General features: G+C 31.8%; 19 protein-coding genes. 14 read left to right on the top strand and 5 right to left on the bottom strand.

Features of this window, described 5'->3' with window-relative positions:
* The first annotated feature begins 3 nt into the window (after positions 1–3).
* The 3 genes from KA867_RS10935 to KA867_RS10925 are packed head-to-tail and all read left to right on the top strand — an operon-like array spanning position 4 to position 3,687.
* On the top strand, positions 4–1,089 hold the full coding sequence (locus tag KA867_RS10935) for an ABC transporter ATP-binding protein (RefSeq protein ID WP_210138030.1): 1,086 nt from the start codon (positions 4–6) through the stop codon (positions 1,087–1,089).
* Positions 1,079–2,020 (top strand): ABC transporter ATP-binding protein, encoded by a 942-nt coding sequence (locus KA867_RS10930; protein WP_210138070.1) that lies wholly within the window; start codon positions 1,079–1,081, stop codon positions 2,018–2,020. The genes KA867_RS10935 and KA867_RS10930 overlap by 11 nt, the downstream gene beginning before the upstream one ends.
* A 17-nt stretch (positions 2,021–2,037) precedes the next feature.
* Positions 2,038–3,687 carry a peptide ABC transporter substrate-binding protein gene (locus KA867_RS10925; protein WP_210138029.1) on the top strand — a complete coding sequence of 550 codons (1,650 nt, stop codon included), beginning with the start codon at positions 2,038–2,040 and terminating at the stop codon, positions 3,685–3,687.
* Between the two features lie 327 nt (positions 3,688–4,014).
* Here KA867_RS10925 and trpS read toward each other — a convergent pair whose 3' ends face one another.
* A complete protein-coding gene (gene trpS / locus KA867_RS10920; RefSeq protein ID WP_210138028.1) occupies positions 4,015–5,004 on the bottom strand; it encodes a tryptophan--tRNA ligase in 990 nt (329 codons plus the stop codon).
* A gap of 302 nt (positions 5,005–5,306) precedes the next feature.
* Here trpS and spxA point away from each other — a divergent pair, with 302 nt between their 5' ends.
* The 4 genes from spxA to pepF all read left to right on the top strand — a co-directional run bounded on the left by spxA (position 5,307) and on the right by pepF (position 9,780).
* Entirely contained in the window at positions 5,307–5,702 is a 396-nt protein-coding gene (spxA, locus tag KA867_RS10915) for a transcriptional regulator SpxA (RefSeq protein ID WP_040030144.1), read from the top strand.
* Positions 5,703–6,014: 312 nt separating this feature from the next.
* Complete coding sequence (gene mecA, locus KA867_RS10910) at positions 6,015–6,731, top strand: adaptor protein MecA (RefSeq protein WP_210138027.1); 717 nt, start codon at positions 6,015–6,017, stop codon at positions 6,729–6,731.
* Positions 6,732–6,915: 184 nt separating this feature from the next.
* Positions 6,916–7,923 (top strand): competence protein CoiA, encoded by a 1,008-nt coding sequence (locus tag KA867_RS10905; RefSeq protein ID WP_210138026.1) that lies wholly within the window; start codon positions 6,916–6,918, stop codon positions 7,921–7,923.
* Positions 7,924–7,971: 48 nt separating this feature from the next.
* A complete protein-coding gene (pepF, locus tag KA867_RS10900; protein ID WP_210138025.1) occupies positions 7,972–9,780 on the top strand; it encodes an oligoendopeptidase F in 1,809 nt (602 codons plus the stop codon).
* Positions 9,781–10,889: 1,109 nt separating this feature from the next.
* Here the strand turns inward: pepF and yjbH are convergent.
* From yjbH to KA867_RS10885, 3 genes are all read right to left on the bottom strand, one after another.
* Positions 10,890–11,678 (bottom strand): protease adaptor protein YjbH, encoded by a 789-nt coding sequence (gene yjbH, locus KA867_RS10895; protein WP_210138024.1) that lies wholly within the window; start codon positions 11,676–11,678, stop codon positions 10,890–10,892.
* A 16-nt stretch (positions 11,679–11,694) separates the two neighbouring features.
* On the bottom strand, positions 11,695–12,066 hold the full coding sequence (locus KA867_RS10890) for a globin domain-containing protein (RefSeq protein ID WP_040030141.1): 372 nt from the start codon (positions 12,064–12,066) through the stop codon (positions 11,695–11,697).
* An 87-nt stretch (positions 12,067–12,153) separates the two neighbouring features.
* On the bottom strand, positions 12,154–12,738 hold the full coding sequence (locus tag KA867_RS10885; RefSeq protein ID WP_210138023.1) for a CYTH domain-containing protein: 585 nt from the start codon (positions 12,736–12,738) through the stop codon (positions 12,154–12,156).
* A gap of 189 nt (positions 12,739–12,927) precedes the next feature.
* Between KA867_RS10885 and KA867_RS10880 the strand changes: the two genes are divergently transcribed.
* The 7 genes from KA867_RS10880 (at position 12,928) to fabI (ending at position 19,933) form a co-directional block, all read left to right on the top strand.
* Positions 12,928–13,275 (top strand): UPF0738 family protein, encoded by a 348-nt coding sequence (locus KA867_RS10880; RefSeq protein WP_107384680.1) that lies wholly within the window; start codon positions 12,928–12,930, stop codon positions 13,273–13,275.
* A 16-nt stretch (positions 13,276–13,291) separates the two neighbouring features.
* Positions 13,292–13,927: a GTP diphosphokinase gene (gene yjbM, locus KA867_RS10875; protein WP_019469070.1), complete on the top strand. Its 636-nt coding sequence runs from the start codon at positions 13,292–13,294 to the stop codon at positions 13,925–13,927.
* A gap of 11 nt (positions 13,928–13,938) precedes the next feature.
* Positions 13,939–14,748 (top strand): NAD kinase, encoded by an 810-nt coding sequence (locus KA867_RS10870; RefSeq protein WP_019469071.1) that lies wholly within the window; start codon positions 13,939–13,941, stop codon positions 14,746–14,748.
* Complete coding sequence (locus KA867_RS10865; RefSeq protein WP_210138022.1) at positions 14,748–15,602, top strand: RluA family pseudouridine synthase; 855 nt, start codon at positions 14,748–14,750, stop codon at positions 15,600–15,602. Before KA867_RS10870 ends, KA867_RS10865 begins: the two co-directional genes overlap by 1 nt.
* 83 nt (positions 15,603–15,685) lie before the next feature.
* The gene (gene mgtE / locus KA867_RS10860; protein ID WP_457315163.1) at positions 15,686–17,014 is read left to right on the top strand and encodes a magnesium transporter; all 1,329 of its coding nucleotides are present in this window, start codon (positions 15,686–15,688) and stop codon (positions 17,012–17,014) included.
* A gap of 8 nt (positions 17,015–17,022) precedes the next feature.
* Entirely contained in the window at positions 17,023–18,861 is a 1,839-nt protein-coding gene (locus tag KA867_RS10855; protein ID WP_210138021.1) for a monovalent cation:proton antiporter family protein, read from the top strand.
* A 301-nt stretch (positions 18,862–19,162) separates the two neighbouring features.
* Positions 19,163–19,933 (top strand): enoyl-ACP reductase FabI, encoded by a 771-nt coding sequence (fabI, locus tag KA867_RS10850; RefSeq protein ID WP_107384686.1) that lies wholly within the window; start codon positions 19,163–19,165, stop codon positions 19,931–19,933.
* Positions 19,934–20,044: 111 nt separating this feature from the next.
* Here the strand turns inward: fabI and cozEa are convergent, their stop codons facing one another.
* Positions 20,045–21,130 (bottom strand): lipoteichoic acid biosynthesis protein CozEa, encoded by a 1,086-nt coding sequence (gene cozEa / locus KA867_RS10845; protein WP_210138020.1) that lies wholly within the window; start codon positions 21,128–21,130, stop codon positions 20,045–20,047.
* Positions 21,131–21,160 lie beyond the last annotated feature (30 nt).

Here is a 21,160-nt window from a genome sequence, read left to right as displayed (position 1 = left end):
TTTATGTCAGAAAGAATATTAGAAGTGAACGATTTGCATGTTTCCTTTGATATTGACGCAGGGGAAGTGCAGGCAGTACGTGGCGTGGATTTCTTTCTTGATAAAGGAGAAACGTTGGCGATTGTTGGTGAATCAGGTTCAGGGAAATCAGTGACAACAAAAGCTATTACAAAATTATTCCAAGGCGATACTGGAAGAATAAAAAAAGGTGTTATTAATTTCTTAGGTGAAGACTTAGCTAAAAAATCAGAAGAAGAATTGATTAAATTACGAGGTAAAGATATTTCTATGATATTTCAAGATCCAATGACTTCGTTAAATCCTACAATGAAAATAGGGAAGCAAGTCATGGAGCCATTAATGAAACATAGAAATTACAATAAAGTAAATGCGAAGAAAAGAGCGTTAGAAATATTGAATCTTGTCGGTTTACCAAATGCTGAAAAACGTTTTAATGCTTATCCGCATCAATTCTCAGGTGGACAAAGACAAAGGATAGTCATTGCGACAGCACTTGCATGTGAACCTAAAGTATTAATTGCAGATGAGCCAACTACTGCACTTGATGTAACGATGCAAGCACAAATATTAGAATTGATGAGAGAATTACAAAGCAAAATAAGTACTTCAATCATTTTTATCACACACGATTTAGGTGTTGTTGCTAATATAGCTAATAGAGTAGCTGTTATGTATGGAGGACAAATGGTTGAAACAGGAGATGTAGATGAAATATTTTATGACCCAAAACATCCATATACTTGGGGATTATTATCATCGATGCCTGATCTGACAACTGGTACAGATACAGCGTTATTAGCTATTCCAGGTACACCACCAGATTTATTACACCCGCCTAAAGGAGATGCGTTTGCTGAACGTAGCCAATATGCATTAGATGTAGACTTTAAAACTCCACCACCATGGTTCAAAATTTCTGATACACATTTTGTAAAGTCTTGGTTACTTGATGAACGCGCACCTCATGTTGAACCACCAGAAATGGTAAAAAAACGTTTACGTAAGATGCCTAATAATTACGATAAGCCGCAACAGGTAGAAAGGGTGGCGTTTGATGATGCAAAATAAAGATATACTTTTACAAGTGAAAAATGTTAAGCAATATTTTAATGAAGGTAAGCGTAGTGAAGTACGTGCAATTGAAAATATTTCATTTGATATTTATAAAGGGGAAACATTTGGATTAGTTGGTGAATCTGGTTGTGGGAAATCTACTACTGGTAAAGCCATTATTAAACTCAATGATGTAACGAGTGGAGAAATTCTTTATGACGGTGTAGACATTCAAAAAATAAAAAATCGTAAAGATTCTTTGAAGTTTAATAAAAAGATGCAAATGATTTTCCAAGACCCCTATGCTTCATTAAATCCAAGGTTGAAAGTCATGGATATAGTGGCAGAAGGGATTGATATTCATAAGCTTGCTAGTGGGACAAAAGATCGTAAAAGAAGAGTTTATGATTTATTAGAAACGGTGGGACTTAGTAAAGAACATGCCAATCGTTATCCACATGAATTTTCAGGTGGTCAAAGACAACGTATCGGTATTGCTCGTGCATTAGCAGTAGAACCAGAATTTATTATTGCAGATGAACCGATTTCAGCGTTAGATGTTTCAATACAAGCACAAGTTGTCAATTTGTTATTAAAGTTGCAAAGAGAACACAATATTACATTTCTATTTATTGCTCATGACCTTTCGATGGTGAAATATATTTCAGACAGAATTGCAGTTATGCATTTTGGTAAGATTGTCGAATTAGGTTCTGCAGATGAAATATATAATCATCCGTTACATCCTTATACGAAATCATTACTTTCAGCAGTACCACAACCAGATCCTGAAAGTGAGCGTTCGCGAAAAAGAACAGTGTATAAAGAAGACACGTCTAAAAACGATCAACGGTCTTTAAATGAAATACAACCAGACCATTTTGTATTTACTACGGATGAGGAAGCAGAAACATTAAAATCTCAAATACAAGCGCCATCAGTATAAGGGAAAGGGGGATTAATATGAAAAGGATCAAACTATTTGTAGTTTTATTAGCTTTAACGGTAATCGCTGCGGGATGTAGTAGTGCTGAAGGTATTTACTCGGATAAAGGACAAGTATTTAGAAAAGTGATATCACAAGATATTTCTTCTTTGGATACTGCCTTAGCCACTGATACTGTATCGTTTGATATATATAACCAAGTGTATGAAGGTTTATATACATTAGATAAAAATGATAAAGCTCAACCAGGTGTTGCTAAAGAGATGCCAGAGAAGAGTAATGGTGGAAAGACATTGACTATTAAACTGCGTAAAGATGCTAAGTGGTCCAACGGTGACCCTGTTACAGCTCATGATTTTGAATATGCTTGGAAAAGAGTTGTTAATCCAGAAACAGCTGCTGAATATGCTTACATAATGTATGATATTAAAAATGCTGAAGACATTAATATGGGGAAAAAAGATGTTGATAAATTAGGTGTTACAGCTTTGAATGATCATACATTGAAAGTTGAATTAACAAAACCAATCCCATATATTAATGAAATGTTTGCTTTTGGAGCATTTATGCCACAAAATGAAAAAGTTGTGAAAAAGAATGGCGAGCAATATGCTACAACTGCAGATAAAACAGTCTTTAATGGTCCATTTAAAGTTAAAAATTGGAAAGTTGAAGATAAAATTCAGTTAGTTAAAAATGAAGATTATTGGGACAAAGAAAAAGTTCAATTAGACCGTGTAAATTATAAAGTGTTAAAAGATCAGCAAGCAGGTGCATCACTTTATGACACTGGTTCTGTAGATGATACAACCATTACTGCAGATCAGGTGGATAAATATCAAGATAATCCAGGATTAAAAAAACGTTTATTGGCTAGTACGTTTTATATTAAAATGAATCAAGACAACGTACCAGAATTTAAAAATAAAGATTTGAGGTTAGCCATTGCACAATCTATCAATAAAGAGGGGTATGTGAATTCAGTAAAAAATAATGGTTCAGAAGCGACAGATGGATTTACTGCTAAATTAACGGCAGAAACACCAGATGGTAAAGACTTTGCTGACTCCATAGATTCACCACTGACTTATAATCCTAAAGCGGCCAAACAACATTTTGAAAAAGCAAAAAAAGATTTAGGTATTAAAAATTTAACATTTACGATGAATACTGAAGATACACCAGATGCAAAGATTTCTGCTGAATATATTAAAGCACAAGTAGAAAGTACGTTGCCAGGTGTTACTTTGAAGATTAAACAATTACCATTTAAACAACGTTTAAATCAAGAGTCTTCTGAAACGTTTGAAGCATCGTTATCAGGTTGGGGGCCGGATTATCCAGACCCATTGTCATTCTTAAATATTATGACTACAGGTAATTCGCAAAATAACACTGCATGGAGTAGCAAAAAATATGACCAACTTATTAAAGATGCAAATGGTAAATTATTGAAAAAACCTGAAGAACGTAACGCAGCAATGAAAAAAGCGGAAGAACTATTACTCAATGATGCGCCAGTAGCACCTGTTTATCAAAAAGGTGAAGCACACTTAACTAATCCTCAAGTTAAAGGGTTAATTTATCACCAAATCGGCGGCGATACATCGTTAAAAGAAGTGAAAATTGATAAATCAATTGACCGTGAAACAGGCGAAAAGAAATAAAAAGAAGTAAAAAATGAAATTTGAGTACAACTTATTGAAATAATGAAAATACGTCACTTTCTATGTCGTTATATAGAGAGTGACGTTTTCTTTGATAACAAGGATTTTTGTTCTTATAGCACTATTATTTTCCTTCAGTAGAATTGACATTTAACGATAATGTAATTTGCTAAAACTAACAAGGGCATTTGAGTGGAACTTGTAGGTATAAATCATTAGCAGATTAACTTAAACATCATAAGAGTTTAAAAAAATACTAATCCACATCAAATGGATTAGTATTTTTTTAAATGAGATTTATGTCAATCTCCACTATGATTTTATAGATTATCTTTTTCGGCCTAAGCCCATCGCTTTTTCCATTTTTTTCAACGTTTTAAATGAAGCTTTTTGAGCTTTATCTCTTCCATTATCTAAAATCGTATCTAATTCATCAGAGTTGAAATAATATTCATATTTTTCTTGGAACTGAATTAAAAAGTCTTTCACAATTTCAGCTAAATCTGATTTAAATTCACCATAGTTAGAATCTTTATATTGTGTTTGGAGTTCATCAATCGTTTTGTCTGTTAAACTTGAATAAATAGATAATAAATTTGAAATGCCAGGTTTATTATCACGGTCAAATTTAATAATGCCATCTGAATCCGTTACTGCACTTCTTATTTTTTTGGCACCCACATTTGGCTCATCTAATAACGAGATATAATTTTTTTGGTTGTCGTCACTTTTACTCATTTTTTTCGTTGGATCCTGTAAACTCATAACACGACCGCCAACTTTTGGCATGCGTATTTCTGGTTTTACAAGTACATCATTGTAACGTGAATTGAATCGATCTACTAAATTTCTAGTTAATTCAATATGTTGTTTTTGATCGTCTCCAACAGGAACGATATTTGTGTTATAAATGACGATATCTGCTGCCATTAATGGTGGATATGTAAGTAACCCTGCAGGTATGCCTTCAGTTTGTTTTACTGCTTTATCTTTAAATTGTGTCATGCGTTCTAATTCACCAATCGATGAAATAGTTGTTAACATCCAGCTCGCTTGCACGTGCGCCGGCACCTCAGATTGTATGAATAATGTTGATTTTTCTGGGTCAATGCCTGATGCTAAATAAATTGCTGCTAGCTGTCTTGTTTGTTTACGTAGTTTTAATCGGTCTTGTGGAATTGTAATCGCATGTTGATCCACGATGCAGAAGAAACAATCATAATCGTCTTGGACTTCACCAAATTGCTTCAACGCACCAATATAGTTACCAAGCGTTGGAATACCGCTAGGTTGGATACCAGAAAATAAAGTTTCCATTTTTTGATGCCTACCTTTATAATAATTTAGTTTATATACTTTAGTAATAGTATAACAGTATTTCAATCATTTGTAAGTTATGTTAAACTGTATACATATCAATATTTCTAACTAAGTTGATTGGGAATTAAGCTTATTTGAAATTTTTTAAAAAAATTAGAGAATTCTCATTTAATTTTAATGTTGATAGGGTATACTTTAATTGTAAGGTTAAGAGAGATAAAAATACTTTATAATTTCTTAATCATATAAAATTGAAATCTAATGAATTTATATTCATGAAAAATAGGAGAGTGAGATGTATGGTAACATTATTTACTTCACCAAGTTGCACATCTTGCCGTAAAGCGAAAGCATGGTTACAAGAACATGACATTCCGTATACGGAGCGTAACATTTTTTCAGAACACTTAACAATTGATGAAATCAAACAAATTTTAAAAATGACTGAAGATGGAACAGACGAAATCATATCTACTCGTTCTAAAACTTATCAAAAATTAAATGTAGATATTGATGCTTTACCACTTCAAGACTTATATTCAATTATCCAAGATAACCCAGGTTTATTAAGACGTCCAATTATCTTAGATGATAAACGTTTACAAGTTGGTTATAATGAAGACGAAATTAGACGTTTTTTACCTAGAAAAGTACGTACGTTCCAATTGCAAGAAGCGCAACGTATGGTTGATTAATTTATAAATAGAGCGATTAAGCCATAAAGTAATGTTATTGTGATATTGCTTTGTGGTTTTGTTGTATTTACCGTAACAGATAAATATATACTTACGTCAAGCAAATCGATTATTCAATTGTGAATGATTATTGACTGAATTCAAACAGCACTCTATAGAAAGTGCTGTTTTTTGGCCTTTTATAAGGGTATATGTTATTATAAGAGACCAAATAGAAAATAGTAAAAATTAATCAAACAAATTAATTGTAATTCTTACTACGTTCTAATACAATAATGATTACTATTCATCGACTGTAAGGAGTGAGATGATATGAGAATAGAGCGAGTTGACGACACTACCGTTAAACTATTTATAACATATAGTGATATAGAAGCAAGAGGCTTTAAACGTGAAGATTTATGGACTAATCGCAAACGTGGAGAAGAATTCTTTTGGAACATGATGGAAGAAATCAATGAAGAAGAAGATTTTGTTGTAGAAGGCCCTTTATGGATTCAAGTACATGCTTTTGAAAAAGGTGTTGAAGTAACGATTTCTAAATCTAAAAACGAAGATCTTATCAATATGTCTGATGAAGACAATGATCAATTAGATCATCAAGTTAATGATTTATTATCACAAACATTTGAGCAAGATGATAGTTTAGAGGATTTATTTGAACAACGTCAACAACAAAAAGAAACGCAACAAGATCAAGAACGCAACAAACGTAAACCACAAAATACGCGTACTGTTATAGTTAGATTTAATGACTTAGAAGAAGTAATTGATTATGCCTACCATAATAATCAAAGCGTAGATGAGTTTGAAGATTTATTATATAGTCTTAATAATGTATATTACTACGCTGTTCACTTTGATGAAACAGTTGGACAAGAAACAATTAACGATAGTTACAGTCAATTACTTGAGTTCGCATATCCTACTGATAAATCAGAAGTATATTTAAATGATTATGCAAAAATTATTATGAGTCATAACGTCGCTTCACAAGTACGTCGTTATTTTCCTGATACAAATGAATAATGATGATTAAAAACTAATATAAATTATTATCAATACTGGTCATGATTTAATTAGTAATATTATTTAGATACTGAGCCATAAGTTAATTGTTAACTTATGGCTTTTTGTATTAATAATGTTTTTTTCTTAAATAAAGTGATAGTAACTTGATGACTTCCTGCGTGTAATTATATGAGGTGACGAAATGTTATACGCAAACAATGATCAAAACCAGACCGTCTGGGCAAAAAATGCAATAAAAAGTAAAAACTACCGTTGCCCATTTTGTAAAGGGAAAGTGTTATTAAAAAAGGGGGCATACTATACGCCTCATTTTGCGCATGTTCGTAATGATCGTTTATATTGCCATAAAAATGAATCACAAGCACACTATAAGTTGAAATACCGCATTGCTCAACAGCTAAAAGATTTAAATCATAAAGTCAGCATTGAACCATATGTATCACAAAGTTACCAATATCCTGATTTAATCATTGATGATGAAATTGCATTCGAAATACAATTTTCAAAAATAACGTTAGCATGTATTTCAAGGCGCAGTAAAGCTTTACAAAATGCTGGTTATAAAGTTTATTGGATAATAAAAAATGTAAAATATAATAAAAATAATAGCATTGTATACTTATCAAAATACGAAAGAAATTTTATTAATATTTATAATAGGTTGTTATTATCATGGGATACAACACATGAAGTTCTTTTTGGTTATAAAGTGATTAATTTTATAGGAGGACAACAATTTATTGCGAAAAGGTATGATATACCATTAGAATATTTAGTTAATCAATTTCAGTTAAAACATGGTTATCATGCTACAACACAAACGTTAAAATTATCAAAAAGTGCTATAAGACGTTATTTAAGTCTATGTCGTAAGACACATTCAGTTTTAGAACCAAGTTTAAGTGTGATGTATAATTTAAAGTTAACTGATGAATGGGTAGGTAAATATCTAGGAATCATTTATCCAGAACAAATGTATATTAAGTCCCATCCTGTGTATTGGCAATTACAACTTATATATATGTGGCAAACGAACACTTTTAATATGACACAATTTATACAACTACTAGAATTAAACCAATTTTATAATAGTGAAACAGATAAAACAAAAATATGTTATAGCATTGTTCAAAAATTCAAACAATTCTATTATAATCATGGGTGTTATAGCGTGCAAAAATGGCTATGACGTGAGAAAATTATACTAATAGACTTTATAGGAGGTTTACTAGATATTATGACACAACAATTAACAAGAGAAGAGCAAGAACGTCAATATCCAGAATATACTTGGGATTTATCTACCATCTTTGAATCTGATAATGCTTTTGAAGATGCATTTAAAGATGTTGAAAATAATATAGGTGAAGAACAACAATATGTCGGTCATTTAGCTGATAGCTCATCGACACTATATAATGCATTAGCATTAGAAGATGAATTAGGTTCTAAATTAGAAAAAGTATATGTGTATGCCCATTTAAAACAAGATCAAGATACGGTGAATGATAAATACACAGGTTATGAATCCAGAGCACATCAATTAATTATAAAATTCAGCTCAGCATGGAGTTTTTTAGTACCTGAAATTCTACAAATAGATGAAGCAACGATTCAAAGATTTATTGATGAAAATGATGATTTGAAACGTTATAAATTTGATTTAAAATTAATTAATGAAAAGAGACCGCACGTATTAAGTGCTGATAAAGAAAGATTATTGACAGAGGCGCAAGATGCATTGTCTACACCTGACAACGTATATGGCATGTTTAGCAATGCAGACTTAGAATTTGAAGATGCAATAGATAGTGAAGGTCAAAGACACGCATTAACACAAGGAACATTTATCAAGTGTTTGGAATCAGATGATCGCATATTACGTCAATCTGCATATGAAAATTTATATAAGGCATATGGTGCTTATAACAATACACTAAGTGCGACACTAGCTGGAGAAGTTAAGAAAAGCGTCTTTAATGCTAGAACACATAATTATAAAACGGCAAGAGAAGCTGCTTTGAGTAATAACCACATTCCAGAAGCAGTTTATGATAATTTAGTGAAAACAGTTCATAAATACTTACCTTTACTGCATCGTTATACTAAATTACGCAAAGAACTATTAGGCTTAGATGATATGAAAATGTATGATGTATATACACCCCTTGTTAAAGATATTAAGTTTGAAATGCCTTACGAAGAAGCTAAAGATTGGATGTTGAAAGCATTACAACCTATGGGTGAAGAATATATGAAAGTTGTAGAAGAAGGTTTGAACCATCGATGGGTAGATGTCTTTGAAAATAAAGGTAAACGTTCTGGTGGATACTCTTCAGGTGCTCATTTAACGAATCCGTTTATATTACTGAATTGGTCAAATACAGTTTCTGACTTATATACCTTAGTACATGAATTTGGCCATTCAGCACATAGCTACTTTAGCCGTCAAAATCAACCATCTAATTTAAGTGATTACACTATTTTTGTTGCAGAAGTCGCATCAACTTGTAATGAGGCATTATTAAGTGACTATATGGATAAGCATTTAGACGACAAGCGCAGATTACTTCTATTAAATCAAGAACTTGAACGTTTCCGTGCAACACTATTTAGACAAACAATGTTCGCAGAGTTTGAACATAAAATCCATCAAATAGAAGAAGCTGGAGAACCATTAACTGCTAACCGAATGAATGAAGAATATGCAGATCTCAACAGAAAATATTTTGGAGATTCTGTTGAAACAGATGAAAATATTAGTAAAGAATGGTCTAGAATACCACACTTTTATATGAATTATTATGTGTATCAATATGCAACCGGATACAGTGCAGCACAAAGTTTAAGTCATCAAATTTTAACAGAAGGTAAACCGGCTGTTGAGCGATATATTAATGAATTCTTGAAAAAAGGTAGTTCAAATTATCCTATTGAAATCTTGAAAAATGCTGGTGTAGATATGACAACACCCGAACCAATTGAACAAGCTTGCCAAGTATTTGAACAAAAATTAGACGCTTTTGAAAAGTTAATGAAAGCTTAGTATGAATGTATTCGTTTACAATATGACAAGTTTGTGACAAAGGGTATTTATTTAATTTTAATGGTTGAAAGGTATATAACAGCGTGTTATATTATATACATGAAATTAATCACATAACAAACATACCCCTTTGTTTGAAGTGAAAAATTTCTCCCATCCCCTTTGTTTAGCGCCGTGTAATCAGACACGGCGTTTTTTTTATATCCATTTTTAAATAACTAGGTGATGTATAAGAAATTGAATAACTATTCAGATATTTCAACATATAATTTGCATTGAATTTTATATAGAAAACTAATGTAGATTGAAAATAATGTTTAGCAATTAGTAAATAAGTAAAAGTTGTAGAGATTCTCTTTATAAAAAATAATTGAAATATAATAACTAAAGGCAAAAAAGCGCCAACTTCTTTAGTAATAATTTAGAAGTTGGCATTTTCTTTGTTCTTTATGGAATTTTGTAATACATATTTCAATGATATTAAGGTAAATTGCAAATGTTTATTTAAATTTTACTAGTACCTGGTTCGAGAAATTTTATATTATATGACGATTTGAAAATGCTTTAGATACTAAACTCATATAAGTGTAACTTTTTTTACTGTAGTTAGTTAAGTGCGGAATACTTTTTGAGCTCAAACACATCGTTTATAGTAATTTTTAACGTGTTGATCGCTGAGAAATTGAGCTAAGCACGAGGTTATAGACTTAAATCATATTATGTTTAAGTCAGTATAATCTCAATCGATAAATTTAAAAAGGACTAATCCATTTTGTTATGGAATAGTCCTTTGTCTGATGCTTCTTAGAAGTAAAAAGTATCTTTTTTTACAATTTCTTCGATTATTTGTCTCGTTGGTTTTAGACAAAATAGTCTCTAAGTTAGTAACGTTTTTAATGTGATATTGGCAGTGATTTGGGTCGACTCCTGGGGGAAGAGCACTAGCTGAAGATTACAGGCTAAAACAATGCCCGCGGAAAACGTGCACAAAAAAACTGCCAACAAAGTCAGAGACTTTGTCGACAGTCCTTTTTAACAATTAAAATACATGCTGCAGTATCTGTTTCAAATAAAATGAAACTTATATAGTTGTGAATACTAGCAACATTTCAAACTTTTGACTTCCAAAATTTTCCTTCTGGTGAGCTAAGTTTTTCTATTTTTTGCTGTAATGCTAATTTTTTCAGTTCTTTATTCAATAATTTTTCAGGCCATTCATAAATAGTCAGCAACTCTTCTTTGGTTACTAATTGTTGTTGGCAAATGTAAGTTTCCAAACTTGGTGGAAGTTCTTTTTCAATTGGTGAACCAATAAGTTCATTTATGATATACGTATAGATATGATAAGGGTATAAGCCTTCAACTTTTAAACCTTCTTCATGTATATCTTCGTTAAAGAATACAAGGGAAGGTGCCTCTTCAATTTCCATTTCTCGAGCTATATGCAAGTCAACTTGTAAACTTTCTTTTAACGAACTTTTATGTAAGTCCTCTTTAAAGACTTCATAATCAAGTCCAGCATTACTAATACAATTATTGACCATCTCTTCAGTTATAATATCTCGTTTTGGTATTATCTCATTTTGTACAAGATGTATAAAGCGCTCTGCCCGTAATCGACCTTGGAGTTCAGCAGCTTTATATGCAAGTGCGATATTATCTAAATTCGATGTACTTTGAGCTTGGCATTTTGTTAATACTCGTAAGGAAGGATTTAAAATATGTCTAATACTAATATATTGTTTATACTCAAGTCGTAATTTTGAAAGTATCGCAGACAATTTAAAGCACTCTTTACTGAATGGATCGAAAAAGGAATAAATTTCAATCTTACTCAAAGGTGAAAGATTTGCTTCTTCACGACTATTAGCATTTATCAATTTTAATTCTTCAGCCATGTTTTTTCACCTACAATTAATTTTCGGAATTAACCATGTGATTCGCTGTTAAGCGTAATCGTTCATATAAATAATCCCCGACGCCCGCAGGAAAATCTGCTTGTTGAATAGCTTTATACATATTTTCAAGCCATGCGTCACGTTCGTGCGTTGTTATTACAAATTCTAAATGTCTTTTTTTCAACATAGGATGACCATGTTCTTCTGTATACAGTTGAGGACCGCCTAAAAATTGTGTTAAGAACTGTTTTTGTTTTCTGCTTGTTTCTTCAAAATCACCAGGAAACAAATAATTGATTCTATCATCACGTTGTACCATATAATAAAAATGGTCAATCATTTTAAATAAGGCGTCTTGTCCGATAACCTCGTAAGGTGTTTGTGTCATAGTATCACCATATCCTATTAATATAATACTAATATAACATGAATTTTTACATTTGGAAGTAATTCGACTTCTTAATATTGTGTGCAATTAACTATTGCTTAATTTATGTTTACGATTGAAAAATCTTTGAACTTTATTGTTTGGAATTTCATGAGTGATATTGAATTGATGAAGGATTGATTTAAATTGAATTAATCCTTCATCATAATCATTTACTTCATATTCAAGTTCGAAATCTTCAAAATCCAGATACTGATTTTTATCCAAAACAAGTAAATTACCATGTATTTCTTTTTCTATGCGTTCAGTAGTCAAAGCTCCTAATATGGTTAATGCATTAATATCTACATCCATTTTTAAGAGTTGGTTTAAAATATCTTGGGGTAGGTCCTGACTTTTGATGTGTTTGTTTAATTTTGGCTCAACCTTTGTGTCGAAATTATACTCCATCAAGCCAATTTCAGCTGGTACTTTTAATGTCATTTCGTAAGTATCCTCTTTAATACGAATTCTCAAAGCTGAGTGATGTGATTTTAAATCGAAATTTCGTGTATCGATGTAATAATTGGTTTGACTAAATGGTTTTGTATCTAAAAAATAAGTGTTGTATATTGCTTGGTAATTGTCTTTAGACAATAGTTGTTTAAATTCAATTTCATTATTAGTTGCCACGCGTTACACTCCTTAAATACTTATGATAATTTATTTTAAAGTACTTGTAAGTTAATTTAAATTAGATTGCATTATACGCTAAAAATTATTATATTTACGTTAAGCCAATTGATGACATGATAATAGTCATGTAACGTGTTATGTACGTCATAATTATGTTAAAATGATGAAGAATAAGGAGGAACAAGCATGCGTATTTATGTGAATGAAATTAAAGTAACAGAAGATAGTTTAAAGTGTTATACAGAACAATCTACAGAAGGCTTACAAGAAGCAGGACAAATGCTTGTTGATAGTGATAATTATAGTTTTGCATATATCTTAGATGATGGCCAGTCATATTCATATTTGATTTTTGTTCAAGAAACCTGGTCTATGTTACATGAGAATAAAAATAAGAAGATTATCATTAATGATCAATTAGAACTAAAACAATTCGACAGAGAGTTTAATTATATATTAGAAAATATTCAAGGTAATTCAAACTATGGTAAGGAGTTTGTTTCTGTTGTGGAAGATACTTTCGAATTAGAGTGAAGCGGAGTGAAGCACAATGAATCAATGGGATCAGTTTTTATCTCCATATAGACAAGCAGTTGATGAATTAAAAGTTAAATTAAAAGGGCTTAGAAAACAATATGACGTAGAAGATAATGCTTCACCAATTGAATTTGTGACAGGTCGTGTTAAACCTATGACTAGCATTATTGATAAAGCGAATAAAAGACAAATCTCATTTGATCGATTACATGAAGAAATGTACGATATCGCGGGTTTGAGATTAATGTGTCAATTCGTTGATGATATCGATATTGTGGTGAATCTCTTGAGACAACGTCAAGATTTTAAAGTAGTAGAAGAACGCGATTATATTAGCAATACAAAACAAAGTGGCTATCGTTCATATCATGTTATTATTGAATATCCAATCGAAACACTTGAAGGTGAAAAATCAATTTTAGCTGAAATACAAATCAGAACATTAGCGATGAATTTTTGGGCAACAATCGAACACACATTACGTTATAAATACGACGGAGATTACCCGCCAGAAATCCAGCACCGACTAGAACGTGCGGCTGAAGCAGCGTTTTTACTTGATGAAGAAATGTCAGAAATTAAAGAAGAAATACAAGAGGCTCAAAAATACTATTCCAAAAAACGTGCTAAAAAGCATGATAATGACTAGGAGGTGTAATCATGCGCTATACAATTTTATCTAAAGGTGATTCAAAGTCTAATGCTTTAAAGCATAAGATGATTAATCACATGAAAGATTTTGAAATGGTTGAAGATACAGAAAATCCTGAAATAGTCATATCAGTTGGTGGAGATGGTACATTATTACAAGCTTTCCATCAATATAGCCATATGTTATCACGGTGTGCATTTGTAGGGATACATACAGGACATTTAGGTTTCTATGCAGATTGGTTGCCCCATGAAGTGGAGAAATTAATTATTGAAATTAATAATTCAGAATTCCAAGTTATAGAATATCCACTATTAGAAATCATTGTGCGTTATAACGATAATGGATATGAAACGAGATACTTGGCATTAAATGAAGCGACAATGAAAACTGAAAATGGTTCTACACTTGTTGTAGATGTGAATATAAGAGGGAACCAATTCGAACGTTTTAGAGGAGATGGACTGTGTGTATCAACACCATCAGGTTCCACTGCTTATAATAAGGCGTTAGGTGGCGCATTGATTCATCCTTCTTTGGAAGCAATGCAAATTGCAGAAATCGCTTCTATTAATAATAGAGTGTTCAGAACGGTTGGTTCACCATTAGTATTGCCCAAACACCACACATGTCTGATTACACCAGTGAATCATGATAAGATTTTAACGACCATAGACCATGTTAGTATAAAACATAAGAATGTTAATGCAATCCAATTTAGAGTGGCAAATGAAAAAATTAGATTTGCTAGATTTAGACCGTTTCCATTTTGGAAAAGGGTACATGATTCCTTTATTTCAAGTGGAGACGACGAATAATGCAATTTACGTATATAATTAGAGGCCCTCAAATGCTAAGAACCTTTTTACAGGAACAAGGGTATTCTAAGAATACAATTAGCGCCATTAAGCATAATGGCGCTTTAATCGTTAATGGACAAACAGAGACTGTGCGCAAACAATTACAGAAAGACGATATAGTGGAAGTACATTTAGCTCAAGAAACAGCAAGCCATAACTTGGTCCCATTTGAAAAAACTTTAAATGTTTTATATGAAGATGAATACTTATTAATTGTTTCCAAAGAAGCTAATCAAAATTGTGCACCATCAAGGGAGCACAAGCATTTTAGTTTAGTCGAACAAATTCTTGGTTATTTTAAGCAATCACAACAAAACATAGTCCCACATATTGTCACTAGGATTGATCGAAATACTTCAGGTATTGTTGTGGTTGCAAAACATGGTTTTCTACATCATCTTATGTCAAACATACACATTGATAAAACGTATTTATGTGTATGCTTTGGTGAAATGAAATCACATGGAATTATAAATGCACCTATTGCTAGAGATCCTTCTAGTATTATTACAAGACAAGTCAATTCACATGGCAAACAAGCAATAACAAAATATAGGCGTTTAGACCATGTCACGAATTACAGTTTATGTGAAATTGCTTTATTAACTGGTCGAACTCATCAAATTCGTGTTCATTTTCAACATATAGGACATCCTATTGTGGGTGATGATTTATATGGAGGCGGACACTCGTGCTATAATCATCAGTTATTACGATGTTTTAAAATATCTTTTATACATCCAATCTATGATAAAAAAATTGAAATACAGGATAGATATGATGCAATAGAAAATATATTTAATATGATATAATTTGAGTAACTATGGAGGTGGGACTTTTGGCAAATGAAAAAGATCAAATCGTTTTAGAAGATGAGCAAGTATATGATCAAGAAATGTTAGATAAACTACTTCATGAAAATCATATAGGTGAATTTAGAGAAGAATTCTTAGCGATGCACACATATGAACAAAGTGAATACTTTGAGGATAGCGATGAAGATATTAGACAAAAAATATTTGAAGTATTGTCCCCTGAAGAAGTAGCGGATTTCTTCGAACAATTAGAAATTGATGAAGAAGAGTATGAAGCGCTATTCGATACCATGGATGCTACATATGCTAGCAAAGTGTTAGAAAATATGTCATACGATAATGCAGTTGACATTATGAATCAATTATCTAAGCAGAAAATTGTTAGCTTGCTGACACTAATGAATCGTGAAGATGCAAAAGAAATTAAAGCGTTACTACATTACGAAGAAGATACCGCCGGTGGTATCATGACGACGGAATATATTTCTTTAAAATCAACAATGCCTGTAAAAGAAGCATTAATGCAAGTTAAAGAACAAGCGCCTGATGCTGAGACAATTTATGTCATATTTGCTGTGAATGAGCATAAACAATTAGCTGGGGTTTTATCACTAAGAGATTTAATCGTAGCAGAAAATGATGCTTATATAGAAGACATAATGAGCGAACGTGTGATTAGTGCTAACGCTGCTGATGACCAAGAAGACGTAGCGCAAAAAATGCGTGATTATGATTTTATTGCTATGCCAGTTGTCGATTATCAAGATCATTTATTAGGTATTATAACAATCGATGATATCTTAGATGTTATGGATGAAGAAGCGAGCGAGGACTACTCTCGTTTAGCCGGGGTATCTGATGTTGATGCAACAAATGATTCGGTCATTAAAACTGCTAAAAAACGTTTGCCATGGCTAATCATTTTAACGTTTTTAGGAATGATTACAGCGACGATACTTGGATCATTTGAGGATACATTAGCACAAGTATCGTTGTTGGCAGCATTTATTCCAATTATCAGTGGTATGTCTGGTAACTCTGGCACACAATCACTTGCCGTATCAGTACGTAATATTTCAACTGGTGAAATTGATGAACAAAGTAATTTCAAAGTCGCATTGAGAGAAGCGGGTAGTGGCTTTTTAAGTGGTTTGATTTGTGCTATATTGTTATTTATTATTATACTGGTGCTTTATGGACAGCCAATTTTAGCTACGATCGTAGCGAGCAGTTTAACGATTGCTATGACAGTAGGTACTTTAGTGGGATCAATGATTCCACTAGTTATGAATAAATTAAATATTGACCCTGCAGTTGCAAGTGGTCCATTTATAACTACGATCAATGATATTGTGAGTATGTTGATTTACTTTGGATTAGCAACTTCATTCATGTCTTACTTATTATAGGGGGTTACATGGAATTTTTATCACTTGTTGTCGTTGTAATGGCAGCATTCCTTACACCGATACTAATCAATAGATTACGAATTACATTCTTACCTGTCGTTGTAGCAGAAATACTAATGGGTATCCTCATAGGACACTCTTTTTTAAACATAGTAGAGCGTGATGCTATGTTAAATATCTTGTCTACATTAGGTTTTATCTTTTTAATGTTTTTAAGTGGTTTAGAAATTGATTTTAAAGCATTTAAAAAAGATAAAGGATCGTCTAAAGATAAGGATAAAAATAAAGAACCAGGTCACCTGCAATTAGCACTTACTGTATTTTTATTTATTATGATAATTTCAATTGTATTTGCTTATGCATTTAAGTGGTTTGGCTTAATTGATGATGTCTTATTAATGATTATAATCATTTCTACGATTTCATTAGGTGTTGTTGTACCGACACTAAAAGAAATGAATATTATGCGTACTACAATCGGACAATTCATATTATTAGTAGCAGTATTAGCTGACCTAGTAACAATGATATTGTTAACTGCATATGGAACACTACATGCTTCAGGTGGTGCATCACTTTGGTTAATAGGCAGTTTAGTAGTATTTGCGCTTGTTTTTTATTTACTAGGTGGCATATTTAAAAAAGCACAATTTTTACAGAAATTGATGGATGGTACCACACAGATAGGTATACGAGCTGTATTTGCACTCATCATTATGCTAGTTGCCTTAGCAGAAGGCGTTGGTGCAGAAAATATTCTAGGCGCTTTCCTAGCAGGTGTGATTGTTTCTTTATTAGGCCCAGATGAAGATATGGTGGAGAAATTAGATTCTTTTGGTTATGGTTTCTTTATACCGATATTCTTTATCATGGTTGGTGTGGATTTAAATATACCAATGTTAATAAAAGAACCTTCGTTACTACTTATTATTCCATTTTTAATACTCGCATTTGTAGTATCTAAATTAATACCAGTGTTTTACGTACGCCGATGGTTTGATATGAAAACGACAATATCTTCAGCATTCCTGTTAACCTCTACTTTATCATTGGTCATTGCTTCTGCAAAAATTGCTGAAAAACTTGGAACAATATCATCGGAAATATCAGGTATTTTAATTTTAAGTGCAGTCATTACATGTGTCTTTGTACCTATTATATTTAAGAAAATGTTCCCAATGCCAGATGAGGCTACAAGACAAATTGAAGTGAGTTTAATAGGAAAAAATCAATTAACTATTCCAATTGCTCAGAATTTAACATCACAACTTTATCAAGTTTCACTTTATTATAGAAATGATTTAAGTGATAAACGTAAACTATCAGATGCGATTTCGATGATTGAAATTGCAGATTACGAAGAACCGTTATTAGATCGACTAGGTTTATTTGAAAGAGATATCGTTGTTTGTTCTACAAATGATGACGATATTAATAAAAAAGTGGCGCTAATGGCTAAAAGGCATGGTGTTCATCGAGTTATTTGTAGATTAGAGGCGAGTACTGGTGATGAAGGTCTACAAAGTGAAGGTATTGAAGTATTTAGTGGTTTTATGAGTAATAAAATACTCTTGAAAGGTTTAATAGAAACCCCTAATATGCTAAATCTTTTAAGTAATGTGGAAACATCGTTATATGAAATTGCAATGTTAAATCATAAATATGATCAAATTCAATTACGTAATTTCCCATTTGACGGTGATATTATATTTGTGAGAATCATTCGAAATAATGAATCAATCGTACCTCATGGTGATACACAATTACGCTATAAAGACCGTGTTATTGTAACGGGTTCTAAAGAATATGTTGATGAATTAAAACGTGAATTAGAGTTTTATTATTAATATTATTGTCTGGGATATGATTTTTGTCCCAGACTGATTTAAAAATAGGCAGTAAATGAATTTATGAAAGCTGTTTTGAGCTGTTAATATTTATTTATTGAGTGAAGTATTGGTAAGCATTTTAACTTGATAACATCTAAAAATGATGAATTCATATATAGAATGTAATATGAATTGTTTAAACAATGAAACCAATGTTAAAATAAAGTTTGTTAGAATTGGCATCGAGCAAAGTGATAGGAATACGATTATAACATCTCGAACCAGTTTAAAATGAAAATTTAAAAAAGGAGCTATTTTCATGTTAAATTTAGAAAATAAAACATTCGTCATTATGGGTATTGCTAATAAACGTAGTATCGGTTTTGGTGTAGCTAAAGTATTAGACAAATTAGGTGCAAATTTAGTTTTTACATATCGTAAAGATCGTAGTAAAAAAGAAATGGAAAAACTTGTAGAACAATTAGATCAACAAACAATTAGAATGTATCAAATAGATGTACAAAAAGATGAAGATGTTATCAATGGTTTCGCAAAAATTGGAGAAGAAGTCGGTAACATTGATGGTGTTTATCATTCAATTGCTTTTGCTAATATGGAAGATTTAAGAGGTCGTTTTTCAGATACATCTCGTGATGGTTTCTTATTGGCGCAAGATATTAGTTCATATTCATTGACAATTGTTGCTAGAGAAGCAAAAAAAATTATGCCTGAAGGTGGTAGTATCGTTGCTACAACTTATTTAGGTGGTGAATATGCTGTACAAAACTACAATGTAATGGGCGTAGCTAAAGCGAGTTTAGAAGCAAATGTACGCTATTTAGCATTAGATTTAGGTGAAGATAATATCCGTGTCAATGCGATTTCAGCTGGTCCAATTCGTACATTAAGCGCCAAAGGTGTTGGTGGTTTTAACACAATCATGAAAGAAATTGAAGAACGTGCGCCATTAAAACGTAATGTAGACCAAGAAGAAGTAGGGAAAACTGCAGCGTACTTATTGAGTGATTTATCAAGTGGTGTTACAGGTGAAAACATCCATGTAGATAGTGGTTATCATATCGTTAAGTAATTTATGATTTAAAATATAAGTAAATAAAATATGATTAAAGATTTATCTATTAAAAAAGACTATTCGTTTCTGTCGTTGAAACGAATAGTCTTTTTGTTTTATAACGTTATTTTATTCTTTGACATCACTATTTGCTTTAGCGATGATATCTTGTCTATATCGAAAGACATTTCTGACAACTGTTTTTATTACAGCATATAACGGAACGGCTATCAAGATTAAACCGAAACCACCAAGGTTACCTGCAGCTAATATTACCACAATAATTGTTAAAGGATGAATACTCAGTGATTTACCCATTACGTTAGGTGTGATTACATTGCCTTCTAATTGTTGTGCAATGAGCGTGATAATACATACCCATATAAATGTTGAAGGACTTTGAATAATTGCAATGACTGCAGCAGGTGCAAATGCCATCCAAGGACCTAAGAACGGTATCATATTTGCAACACAAGCAAACATAACAAGCAATAGTGTGTAGTTAAGGCCTACAATTGAATAACCAATGTATAAGATTATTCCAAGAATGATACTTACTGTTACTTGGCCTTGGATATAAGATTTAACAGTTTCATTTAAATCTTTTAATAATTCTACAGTGAAAACTTTTCTATCTCCTTTAAACAATCTTGCAATGAAAGGGATGAAACGTTCATGGTCTTTTAACATATAGATTAAAAAGAACGGAACCATTATCAATAAGAAAAGGGTTGAAATAAATGATGTTAAGTATCCTAAAGAGTTAGATAGAATATCAGCGGTACTGTCACTAATAGATTGTACCATTTTATTAATTCTATCAGTTACATCATTCGGCAATCTTTCCATTTGATCTAGTGCAAAATTGATGATGTTCTGCACTTCATGTTGTAATGCAGGTATTTGATGTACTAAGTTTTCAATTTGTTCTGCAATCAACGGAGCTAACACGCCAATAACAATACTAATAATAATAATTAAGCCTATAAAAATTATAGTAATGCTGCCCCAACGTGGCACATGATTCTTTTCAAGTATTTTTTGAAAAGGCAAACAAATATAAAATAAAAAGCCACTTAATAATAATGGCAACAATACTGATTGAAGGATAATAATGAATGGTGTGAAAATACTATGTACTTCCATAATCAGTTTGATTAGTAAAAACAGGATTAATAAAGCGATACCTGTTCTAAACCATACTTTGTTAAGCATAGAACGGTTCCTCCTATAAAACTTTATTTT

It is taken from the genome of Staphylococcus sp. GDH8C109P (genome assembly GCF_017893405.1).
GTDB lineage: Bacteria > Bacillota > Bacilli > Staphylococcales > Staphylococcaceae > Staphylococcus > Staphylococcus cohnii.
Note: the sequence above shows the minus strand (reverse complement) of the source record. Positions and strands in the feature narration are given on the sequence as shown.